This is a genomic window from Stappia sp. BW2 (assembly GCF_008107695.1).
In the GTDB taxonomy this organism is placed as follows: domain Bacteria; phylum Pseudomonadota; class Alphaproteobacteria; order Rhizobiales; family Stappiaceae; genus Roseibium.
On sequence record NZ_VIRG01000070.1, the window covers coordinates 1,737,773 to 1,749,587 of the forward strand.

The 11,815-nt window shown below is 58.4% G+C and carries 5 protein-coding genes; 3 read left to right on the forward strand and 2 right to left on the reverse strand.

Features of this window, described 5'->3' with window-relative positions:
* Nucleotides 1–184: 184 nt before the first annotated feature.
* The gene (locus FMN63_RS26945; RefSeq protein ID WP_209001330.1) at nt 185–7,795 is read left to right on the forward strand and encodes a type I polyketide synthase; all 7,611 of its coding nucleotides are present in this window, start codon (nt 185–187) and stop codon (nt 7,793–7,795) included.
* Between the two features lie 26 nt (nt 7,796–7,821).
* Nucleotides 7,822–9,177, forward strand: a complete 1,356-nt coding sequence (locus tag FMN63_RS26950) for an aminotransferase class I/II-fold pyridoxal phosphate-dependent enzyme (RefSeq protein ID WP_148587141.1) — start codon at nt 7,822–7,824, stop codon at nt 9,175–9,177.
* 74 nt (nt 9,178–9,251) lie between these two features.
* On the opposite strand, the gene FMN63_RS26955 is transcribed toward FMN63_RS26950, so the two are convergent.
* Nucleotides 9,252–10,061 carry an SDR family NAD(P)-dependent oxidoreductase gene (locus FMN63_RS26955; protein ID WP_148587142.1) on the reverse strand — a complete coding sequence of 270 codons (810 nt, stop codon included), beginning with the start codon at nt 10,059–10,061 and terminating at the stop codon, nt 9,252–9,254.
* Nucleotides 10,062–10,081: 20 nt separating this feature from the next.
* Entirely contained in the window at nt 10,082–11,431 is a 1,350-nt protein-coding gene (locus tag FMN63_RS26960) for a capsular polysaccharide export protein, LipB/KpsS family (RefSeq protein WP_162530120.1), read from the reverse strand.
* Nucleotides 11,432–11,599: 168 nt separating this feature from the next.
* Here FMN63_RS26960 and FMN63_RS29515 point away from each other — a divergent pair, with 168 nt between their 5' ends.
* Nucleotides 11,600–11,794 (forward strand): hypothetical protein, encoded by a 195-nt coding sequence (locus FMN63_RS29515; RefSeq protein ID WP_162530121.1) that lies wholly within the window; start codon nt 11,600–11,602, stop codon nt 11,792–11,794.
* The last annotated feature ends 21 nt before the right edge of the window (nt 11,795–11,815 follow it).

The window sequence follows — 11,815 nt, forward strand, 5'->3', positions numbered from 1 at the left end:
TGCGAGGTAGCTGGAAACGCTGTTTGGCATGGGATAAGCTTACGCAGGGCAGCAGTGGGACTGGGTCGCGCCGGTCTTCGATTTTTCTTGAGGGAGCTTGCACGAATGACTGTTTACAAATTGTAAGTTTCCATATGTAACTCAATAACTTGACTGTTCCCAACTAATAAAAACAGGTTGTTCTGTGGCGTCGCTTACATCAAACATCGATATTCTTGGTTATTCTACCCGACTTCCCGGCGCCAATGATTCTGCCGAATTCTGGACATTGTTGAAAAACGGCAAATGTGCCGTCACATCCGTATCCAATGACCGCTGGCCTCTCGCCCGGTTTGGCCATCCTGTTCAAAGCACCTCGGGCAAAAGCTACACCTGGGCCGCCGGACAGCTTGATGACGTCTGGGGATTTGACCCGTCTTTTTTTGGCGTCTCCCCGCGTGAAGCCGTGCAGATGGATCCGCAGCAGCGCCTGCTGCTGCAGCTGGTCTGGGAAGCGCTGGAACACGCGAACATCCGCCCGAGCGACCTGGCGGGATCAAATACCGGCGTTTATGTAGGTGCGTCCTCGCTGGATTACCACCATCGTTTCCTGGTCGATCCGGCCATGGCCGACATGCAGTTCATGACCGGCAACACGCTGTCGATCGTTTCCAACCGGATTTCCTACATCTACGACCTCCGCGGCCCGAGCTTTACAGTCGATACCGCGTGCTCCTCGTCCATTGTTGCCCTTCACGAAGCTGGTTCAGCCATCGAGTCCGGCCAGATAGACACTGCCATCGTCTGCGGCGTCAGTCTTCTGCTCAGCCCATTTGCCTTTGTCGGCTTCTCTCGCGCCACGATGCTGTCTCCGACCGGCCTCTGCCAGGCATTCGATGCCAATGGTGACGGTTACGTTCGCTCGGAAGGCGGCGCAGTGATCGTTCTGCGTTCAGCCCGGGCGGGAGTTCCGGAAGGTGCCAAGAGCCACGGCAAGCTGCTGGCGACCGGCATCAACGCCGATGGCCGCACCGTTGGCCTGTCGCTGCCCTCCCCGTACGCACAGGCAGATCTTCTGCGCGAAATTTACGACGGCCTGGAGATCGATCCGAACGAGCTTGCCTTCATCGAGGCTCACGGCACGGGTACGCGTGTCGGCGATCCCGCAGAAGCTGACGCGCTTGGCAAGGTTATCGGTCAGAAACGCGACAAGGTGCTGCCCATCGGGTCGGTCAAGACAAATGTCGGTCACCTAGAACCTGTGTCGGGCCTCGTCGGCCTTCTGAAGGCCATCATGGCTCTGCGGGAAGATCTGCTGCCGCAGTCGCTCCATTTCAGGAACCCCAACCCGGATATTCCCTTTGACGAGCTGAACCTCAAGGTTGCCGGCGAAGCCATGGCCCTTGAGCGTGATGGCAGCCGCAGGCTTGCAGGTGTCAATTCCTTCGGTTTCGGCGGTACGAATGCGCACGCGGTCATCGGCGATCCGGATCCCGTCACCAACGCGGCTTCGTCCGCGCCGGTCGAAGCGCCTCTCGTGATCAGTGCCCGATCCAAGGATGCCTTGCAGCAACTCGCCGGAAAATTCGCCGACTGCCTCGACAGCGAAGCGGATGAAACCGCCGGAAACATCATTGCCTCGAGCGCCCATGGCCGCGACCTTCTGTCGGAGCGTCTGGTCGTGCTTGGCAAGACAAGAGCGGAAAAACTCGACGCACTGCGGTCGTTTGCCGAAAGTGGCGATGAAAGCACCGACCTTGTGTCCGGAAGCGTCATCAAGGCAAACGCGAAAGTCGGGTTTGTCTTTTCCGGTAACGGGTCTCAATGGGCCGGCATGGGGCAGGAAGCCTATCAGGCTGATACCGCCTTCCGGACTGCTTTTGACAAGGTCGACAAGATCTTCATGGGTCTGAGCGGATGGTCTCTCGTCACGACGCTTTTTGCGGAAGACCTTGAAGCCGATCTGGAGCGCTCCGAGATCGCTCAGCCACTTCTGTTTGCCATTCAGGTCGGTATCGTGGAGTCCCTGCGACAGCGGGGCATTACCGCGGCCGGTACGGCAGGCCATTCGGTCGGTGAAGTGGCCGCAGCGTGGTGTGCAGGTGCTCTTGACCTCGAACAGGCGGTTCGGGTTATCCGTGCGCGTTCCAGTGAACAGGAAGTCGTTCGCGACCTGGGTTCGATGGCCGCCCTGCTTCAGCCGGCAGATCAGGCAATTGCCGCGATCAAGGAAAGCGGTCTACCCAAGCTGGAGCTTGCCGCAGACAACAGCCCGCGCAGCGTCACCATTTCCGGCGACAGCGAAAGCCTTGATGCCTTCGCGAAATTTGCCCGCAAGAAAAAGTGGGCCATGCGCCGCCTTAACCTGGCGTACCCTTTCCACAGCGCCCTGGTTGACCCGATCGAGAAACCGCTTCTTGCAGCTCTGGATGGCCTTTCGCCCACCGCCGCGTCACTGCCCTTTTATTCCACCGTTACCCCGGATGAGCGCGATGTGAGCGTTGATGCCGAATACTGGTGGCACAACGTGCGCCAGCCGGTCCGGTTTGCAGCCGCGATGGAAAACATGGCTGCCGATGATTTCTCCGTCCTCATCGAGATCGGCCCGAAGCCTGTACTCGGCACCTATGTGAACGATGTTCTCCGGGCGAAGGGCAAGAAGGCCAAGGTTCTGGAAACACTGAAGGAACCGTCCAAGAAGGCAGTTGCGACCAAAGGCAACCCGCTTGATCGGATCGCGGCGTCCGTTCTTGCCCATGGCGGTCAGACGGATCTGCTCAGTTTCGTTGGTGAACGCCCAGGCCATCTGGTTCCGCTGCCATCCTATCCCTGGCAGAATTCCGAGTATCGTCCGGAAAACAGCTCTGAACGCGTCGATTTCATGTTCGGTCAGACCTGGCCGCTGCTCGGCTACCGGCTGCGTCAGGATACCGCCGAGTGGTTCAACCACATCGACAGCGCTTCCCTTCCCTTCCTGCAGGATCACAAGGTTGAGGAAAGCGTCGTCTATCCGGCTGCTGGCTACATCGAGATGAGCCTGCGCGCAGCGCTCCGTTGGAGCCGGAGCGACCAGATCGAACTGCGCGATTTCGACATTCTGCGCCCGTTGGTGATCGAAGGCGACGAAGTGTGGGAGACTCAGGTCCGTATTTCGCCCGACGACCATGTGCTTGAGATCCTGTCGCGCCCGCGCCTGTCCGACAACGACTGGTCGCTGAACGCCCGCGGAACTTTTCTGACGCCTTCGACCACATCCCGAACGCCTTGGCTGAAGACAGGTGACGGCGTCGTTTCCGAACTTGATCACGAGACCCTTTATACGGTCACCAAGGGCTTCGGCCTTAACTACGGCCCGGCCTTCCGCCGGGCAGATAAAGTCGTCAAACACTCGAACACCAGCGCAACCGTCACGCTGTTGCCGCAGGACGAAATCCTGGCTGACTACTCGTTCTCGCTCTGCCCGACGTTGGTGGATGCCGGTTTCCACGGCCTGTTTGCGTTGCTCGACGGCGTCAAGGACGTTCCGCAAAACACGTCGTTCCTTCCGATCCGTCTCGGCACCTTGCGTCTTCTGGCGCCGGAAACTCTTCCAGCTTCCGTGCGCATTGAAGTGACCAAGGCCTCGCCGCGGTCAATCGAAGCAAGCTTCGAGTTCCTGGATGCCGAGGGGCTGACAATCGCCCGCCTCACCAAGACCCGCTTCAAAGCGGTGACCCTTGGGCAGGATACACGCCCCGATGATCTGGTCTATCGGCAGATTGCTACACTTCTCCCCGCACAGGACCGTATCTCCCCGCTAAAGGAAACCTTCGAAGGTTTACCTGCATTGGCTGGCAACCTCGATCTTCTGGGCTCGGACGATCAGGAACTCGACGACAGCAGGGTTCTGATAGAAGCTCTTGGCCGAACGATTGCGCATAAGACTCTCTTCGATCTCTTTTCGGGTCGAAAGGTCGAGTTGGAAGCGCTGGTCACAGCTGGAGAGTTGCATGAAAGCGCGATCCCTCTGGCAGCGAGCCTCTTCGGCTGGCTGGTGGAAAGTGGTCTGTGCACGCAAAGCGACGATGGTTTCGAGCTTTCGGACCCATCCGGCAATCCGGATGCTTCACAGCTTCTGCAAGCCCTGACCGATGGTGGCGGCGAACATATTGCCGAGGCGGCCTTGCTGGCACGTCTTTGGACCGGTTTGCCGGATGTTCTCAAATTCGGCCTGCAGGAAGCTTCCGGTAAGGAATATTCCTCAAGCCTGTTCGATGCCTACCGTACGTCGTCTCCGGCAAAGCACGCGCTTTCCTCTGCCTTGCAGGCGGGTGTACAGAGCCTCATTGCCGGCTGGCCGAATGATCAGGCTCTCAGAGTGCTTCTGGTTGGAGCCAACAGCGGACTTGCGGCGGCAATCGACAACGCGCTCGATCCTACCTACATGGCGCTGACTGTGACCGATGCTACATCGTCTGCAGTCGGTCGCGGCGAGCGGCTTTGGCAGGGTAGCTCGGCGACAGAATTTGTCGAACCGGGCGAAACTTCCTTCACGTATGACCGGCATTTCGACATCGTGTTGTTCGACACGTCTCTTGCCGAGATCGATGCCGACAGCTTGAAGCGTTTCACGAAGTCCATTGTCCCCGGCGGTCTTGTGTTGGGCGCGGAACCGCTGCCGCATCCTCTCACCGACCTTATCATGGGTGTCGGTTCTTCCTGGTGGGACGAAGGCGCCACTGCCGAATTCCCGATTTCCAGACAGCAAGCCGACTGGACCAAGGCGCTGGAAGCTGCAGGCCTGACGGACGTCCAGACCGTGCCGCTCAAGAGTGCGTTGATCGAAGCCGATCTGATCTGCGCACGTGCTGGCGAGCACGTCGCCGAAGTGGCAGACACGACAGGCGAGGAAGCATCGGACGTTGAGGCCGAGCAGAAAAAGTATCTGCTCCTGACCAGTTCCGAAGGCGCGTCTCACCGTCTCGCGGAAGGCCTGAAGGCTTGCCTGAATCGGAAAGGTCACGCGGCCACCCTTCTGGTACCGGGCGAAGTTACCGAACAACTTGGCGACGACATCTGGAGCGTCGCGCTTGGTGACAAAGGTGACGCCCAAGCACAAGACGAAGCGCTCAACGCACTCGTGGCGGCCCACAATGGCCGGGTCATTCATCTGCTGGGTGCCTATGCTGCTCCGGCAGATGCTCTGGCCTCTGTCGATGGCCGTGCCTACAGCCTGATGACACTCCTCAAGGCGCTCGGGCCGAATGGTGGTGAATTCACGCTTCTGGCTCCAGCCGGTGCTCAGGATATTGCCGGCGGCAAACCCGCCGCCCCCGAGCAGGCCGGTATCTGGGCGTTCGGCCGCGTAGTCATGAACGAATACCCGGATGCGAACCTGAAGCTGATCGACGTTTCGCCAGATCTGGAACCGGGCATTGCCGCCGCCCGAGTGGCAGATGAAATTCTGATTGCCAATTGCGAACGGGAAATCGTACTCGACAGCAAGACTCGCTCCGGCATCCGCCTGGTAAAAGGCGGTGTGCTTTCAAGCTTCACTTTGCCAGAAGGCGCAAAACCGGCCATGCGGCTTGATATCCTTCGGCAAGGATCTCTGGACCAGCTCGCCTGGCATGCCGTGGAGCGCAAGCCGCTTGAAGGCAAGGATATCGAAATCGCCGTTGAAGCCAGCGGCCTCAATTTCCGAGATGTGATGTGGGCGCTTGGCCTGCTGCCGGAAGAAGCTCTCGAAGACGGTTTTGCCGGCCCGACACTGGGTATGGAATGCTGTGGTCATGTCGTCGGCTGCGGTCCGGATGTGACCCGCTTCCAACCGGGCGACAAGGTCATCACCTTCGCCCCGGCCTGCTTTGCCTCTCATGTGACGGTCGATGAAAGCGGCTGTGCACCGATGCCGAGTACGGTTAGCGCGGAAGAAGCAGCTACGATCCCGGTTACCTTCCTCACCGCCTATTATGCCCTCGTGCATCTGGCTGCCCTTAGCGAAGGTGAAACCGTCCTGATCCACGGCGGCGCAGGTGGTGTCGGTCTGGCTGCTTTGCAGATCGCCAAGTGGCGCGGTGCCAAAATTATCGCGACAGCCGGATCGGAAGACAAGCGCAACACGCTGAAACTGCTCGGGGCCGACGTTGTTCTGGATTCTCGAAGCCTGGCGTTCGTTGATGCCGTCATGGAAGAAACTTCCGGCGAAGGCGTCGATGTGGTTCTGAACTCGCTGTTTGGCGAGGCCATGGAACGCAGCATTGAGGTTCTGAAACCATTCGGCCGCTTCCTGGAACTGGGCAAGCGCGATTACTACGGCAACACCCGGATCGGCCTGCGTCCATTCCGTCAGAACCTGACCTACTTCGGTATCGACGCCGACCAGTTGCTGACCCGCCAACCCCAACTGGCTGTCGATCTGTTCGTCAAGCTGGTCGAGCTCTTCGAAGCCGGAACCTTGCGTCCCTTGCCGCATCGGTTGTTCGAGGCGGCGGATGTGGTCGATGCTTTCCGCCTGATGCAGCAGGCCGGACATATCGGCAAGATCGTGATCCGCCCACCGGCAGTTCCCGAAAGCGTGCCGACCAAGCGTGAAATCTCGTTCGACGGCGACGCCGTCTACCTCATTGCTGGTGGGTTCGGCGGTTTCGGTGCGGCATTGCTTCACCGCCTTGCCGATCACGGAGCCAAGTCACTGGCGGTTCTCAGCCGGCGGGGCGATTCCAGTGAAGACGCTCAGGAAGTCATCCGCCAACTGACCAAGCGTGGCGTCTCCATCAAAGGTTACGCGTGCGACATCACCGATGAAGCTGCTGTCAAGAAAGCGCTTGCGGAGATCCGAGGCGAAGGGCGCCCGATCAAGGGCGTGTTCCATACCGCGATGGTGCTGAATGACGTGTTGATCGCCAACATGGATCACGATGGCCTGACCAGAGTGCTGGCACCCAAAATTCGCGGTGCGGAGCTCCTGGATAGGCTGACGGCCGACGATCCGCTCGATCACTTCGTGCTGTATTCGTCCGCCACGACGCTTGTCGGCAATCCGGGGCAGGCAAACTATGTTGCCGCCAACGGCTACCTGGAAGGGCTTGCGCGCAAACGCCGCGCAGAAGGCCGTCCCGGACTGGCTGTTGCGTGGGGTGCGATCTCCGATGCGGGCTACCTTGCCCGCAACGAAGAGGTCAACGAGATGCTGTCCCGCAAGCTCGGGCGCCATGCCTTGACCGCCAAGGAAGCTCTCGATGGCCTGATGTCGCTTATGGTGCAGCCGTCACAGGAAGATACCGGCCTTGCCGCTATGGGCTACGCGCGTATCGATTGGCAAGCAGCACGGAAAGATCTGACTCTCGTTGGAACCCCGCTTGTCAGCCTGCTCGGCCTTGGCGACGAGGACGAGACCGGCGCAGATGGAGCAATCAATCTGGCTGCCATGCTGGACGGCATGGATCAGGTAACTGCCGCTCAGACGGTTGCCAAGCTTCTGGCTGCTGAAATCGGCAAGATCCTGCGAATTGCTCCCGAGGAGATTGATCCGCACAAGCCGCTGTCCGATATCGGCATGGACTCGCTGATGGCTCTGGAACTGCGCATGAGTGCGGAACGGCAGCTGGGGATCGACATTCCATTGATGTCTCTGGCAAATGGCGCAACACTGATCGACTTGTCTGGCCGAGTTGCCAACCGGGTTCTGGGCGAAGAAAATGCCTCCGGTATTTCGGATGAAACACAGCAACTTGCCAGCATTCATGTGGATGACCAGCGTCAGGAATCGGAAGATCTTTCCGATATCGCTACTCAAGTTGAGAACAAGAGCCGCGAACTTGGTTCCTTCCTGTAAGCGGCCTCATAAAAGGATTTACTGGTATGGGCGCTGATGATCGCGCCAAGCTGATGGACAGCTTGAAAGCCAACCGCCGTTCTGCGCGCGGACGTACGGCGTCTTCGTCGGCTCGCCCGCAAGCAGCCCCGAAGCGAAAGGTCTATGATTTCAAGGAGCTTCCGCAGGTCAAGCAGTTGCAAATGCACCGGGCTGCGGCGGACATGATGGGAATTGAAAACCCGTTTTTCCGCCCGCATGATGGACTTGCTGCGGGAACGAGCTTCATCAACGGCAACAACTACGACAATTTCGCCTCCTACAACTATCTTGGTCTCAACGGGCATCCCAAGGTCAATGAAGCTGCGAAAGCGCATGTCGACAAGTTCGGCACAAGCGTTTCAGCAAGCCGGATCGTTGCGGGTGAGCGGCCGTTTCACGCGGAGCTGGAAGCAGCCCTGGCCAGAATTCACGGTGTGGAATCAGCAATCGTGATGGTGTCCGGGCATGCCACCAACGTCACAACGATTGGCCATCTTGTTCACAAAGGCGATCTGGTTCTGACCGATTCCTTTGTCCACAACTCCATTGCCGAAGGCGTTCGTCTGTCCGGCGCTACCCGAATGAATTTCCCGCATGATGATCTGGATGCATTGGAAAAGATGCTCGCAGATCAGCGGCACAAGTTCGACAAGGTGCTGGTTGTCGTCGAAGGTCTCTATTCGATGGATGGAGATTTCCCGGATCTGAAACGTGTCGTGAAGCTCAAACAGGCTTACGACGCCTGGCTGATGGTCGATGAAGCACATTCCATCGGGGTCCTCGGCAAGACCGGCAAGGGCATTGCAGAACATTTCGGAATAGACCCTACGGAAGTCGAAATCTGGATGGGTACACTGTCCAAGACCTTCTCGTCCTGTGGCGGCTATATCGCCGGTTCCAAAGTGCTTTGCGACTATCTCAAGGTATCGGCTCCGGGCTTCGTTTTTTCCGTCGGACTTTCTGCCGCGCTTGCAGGGGCAGCCATTGCCTCTGCCGAACTGCTAGAGCAGGAACCGGAGCGGGTGGGAAAACTTCAGAAAAACGGTGCTCTTTTTCTGAAACTTGCCAAGGAAGCCGGACTGAACACCGGCCCCAGTGCCGGCTATGCGGTTGTTCCAGTGATTGTCGGCGATTCTGCAAGTGCTGCAACGCTTTCCAATCGTTTGCTCGCAAAGGGAATCAACGCCCTTCCGATCATTTTCCCGGCAGTTCCGGAGAAGTCCGCACGTATCCGGTTCTTCATCACGAGCGAACATACGGAAGAGCAGATCCGTCGCGCCGTCGAGACAACGGCTTCGGAACTGGACGCAATGCGCGCCGATGGAACTGCCGTCGACAGGCTGATCAAGGCAGCGCGCTAAACTTCCAGCGGCTCAGCCTCGTTGCAGAACGACCCGGACACGGCGTTTGTGTCGTGTCCGGAAGGGATCAAAATCTACTTGTCGGAACCATCCCGGTAGCGTGGGTCCTGATCAATTGTTACGTCAAAACCGCCCATGAACAGATCGCCGATTTTCGTCGGCAGAAGGTTCTGAAGCCGGATCCCCCACGCAAGCAAAAACGGAAATGCGTAAAACGGCTTGCGGCGATCGATGGCGCGCCGCATCAACATTGCGGCTTTAGAGGCCGGCATTTCAAAAGGTTTTGCCCCCTGGTGGCGGGCGGACATCGGTGAAGTCACGAAGCCCGGGCAGATGATCGTCACGGACACACCGAAGGGTTTCAGCCAGCCACGCAGAGAATGGCCGTAGCTTATCAGCGCCGCCTTGGTGGCACTGTAACTTGGCATGTCAGGCAGGGCGCGCATTCCAGCCAGAGATGAAATAAGCACCAACTGTCCCTTCCGGCGTTTTTGCATCCCATCGACAACACCGGAGATGGTGTTGACCACGCCGCGGTAATTCACGTCGATCTGCCGATCACTGTCAGCGTTCGATTCCCGTGTCCGGTTCGGACCAAGTCCTGCCGTAACGCCGGCATTCGCGATGACCAGATCCAGTGGATGCCGCATGTCCAGGTCGCTCAGGTAGGCGTGCAATGCGTCTCGGTCACGAATGTCGACAGCGCTGGTTTCGCCGTCGGCGCCAAGCGCCCGTATTTCCGTCAACAGAGCTTCAAGCCGGGTTTGGTCGCGGGCGATCAGGGCGAAATAGATGCCGGGGCCGGCGAATTCACGCGCGAGCGCCTGTCCTATGCCTCCACTGGCACCGGTCAATACGATGACCTTCTGCGTTTCGCCTGCCATAATCGCCTCTCCCATGAGGATTAAATTCCAAGTTTTCTGCCCAGCCACGATGAATGACGCTTGAGGGAGGTCACCAGAAGGTGCCGCTTGTCAGTCCGCTGCTCTGCAAGCCTTGCGACCAGAAATTCCGGAGAACAAGGCAGCAAGGACACCGGGTCTATTGTACGGGCGTATTTAACGAGTGCCAGATAGACCAGTTCCGGCAAGGTGCGGCTTTTGCCCCTGCCCTCAATTTCCGTCAGGTCCTCGCAAAGCCCCCAACCCGCATAAAAGGGCGCTCCGTGAACGCAAACCTTCTTGCCTCGCAACAGCGCCTCGAAGCCGGATAAGGACGAAAAGGTCTCGATGACGTCAACGGCCTCGATGAGATCGATGATATTTGCATCTTCAGCAATATCATCAGCGTATTGCAAAGCAGTCTCACGCGGCACCCGGCCCTTGCGCAAACCTGTTTCAACGTCAGGGTGCGGTTTGAATATCAGGAATGCTTCCGGATGACGCTCACGAGCAAGCCGCAACAGGTCTAGATTGACATTCGGCGTGTTGGCGCAATCGATTGTCGCGGACCTGGACTTTCTGATTGCCGCATCGTCAGCGACCTGGCCCGGCACAAGGATCTTTTCCCTGTCGGCCGGATAGTCAAACTCCTGCGACTTGCCGAAATTGTATTTCGAAACTCGGGCGCGAATGATGAGGTCGATCAGCGCTTCGCCGCGTTGCCTTTCAGCAGGCGTCAGCTCGTATTCCTTCAGCAGAACTTCCAGCCGGCTAGGTCGCGAAGGATCGTAATAGATCCCGAGGTCGTCTACCGCCAGCATCGCCCCCCTTGCAAGGCCCGCGCCAAGACCTACAGATCGCAGGAAACCATCCTCAATGCGCAACAACGGAACTGAAATCCGTGCGCAAAGCGCTTCAAACGCAGGATCGGTTCGGCCGGCCCAGGAGTATATGCGTCCGCTGTCGGCTCGGGCGGCTGCGACTGCGTCTTGCTGTACATCGTGAAACCTGACTGCCCCACCTTTTCCGGAAAAGGTGGCATTGATGGACGGGTGGTTCCAGTACTGTGCGCCGTAACAATGGCCGGGAACGGAATTGGCCTGCCACTGCTCCTGCATCAGCGTATAGATTTCTATCGCTTCGTCAGGGCTCAGAAGAGAATTTCCATAAGGCGAGAACCAGGCGGTCCGGCAAGAAAGAACCCAATTAAGAAGGCTGTCGATAGCTATCTGCTCGCGCGCAGCCTTCTTCAGTAGCTCGGTCCAGAACGTTTCGCCGTCTGTTTGGCCTTCTTCGCCGGCCAGAATTCTCTCCAGGCTTAGACCATCTGTTCCGAGCTTGGCATCCTCGCCCGCCGCGGCGCAGGAAAACAAACGCTTACGCCATATCCCTGTAAAATCGTAGACCGACGCGTTGCTCCCATTCGATTTGTCGAACTGCCTGAGCAACGCTTTACAGGCGGCACTCCTCAAGGATTGGTCGTTCTGCTTGGAACCCGACACCGGTAAAAGAATGAGGCTGGATGGCAGGCGACGTGCTTGATGAGGCGTCGGTCCTTCCAGGATCAGAAGGGCTCCACCGGCATTAGTAAGCGCCTTGCCAGGCAGATTGGCATTCCTCAGCCACCCCGCGTGCAACGGTTTGGTACCGGCCCCCTCTGCAAGTCCGGCTTCTACAGCCGCACGCAGTCGGTCTGCCACTGGGTGAAGGTCCGGGTCGATGATCTTTACCGCTGACCTTTGTCTTTTCAACCAACC

Coding starts and splice junctions, on each gene's coding strand:
- FMN63_RS26950 (WP_148587141.1), top strand. CDS start 7,822: ATGGGCGCTGATGATCGCGCCAAGCTGATGGACAGCTTGAAAGCCAAC.
- FMN63_RS26955 (WP_148587142.1), bottom strand. CDS start 10,061: ATGGCAGGCGAAACGCAGAAGGTCATCGTATTGACCGGTGCCAGTGGA.
- FMN63_RS29515 (WP_162530121.1), top strand. CDS start 11,600: ATGAGGCGTCGGTCCTTCCAGGATCAGAAGGGCTCCACCGGCATTAGT.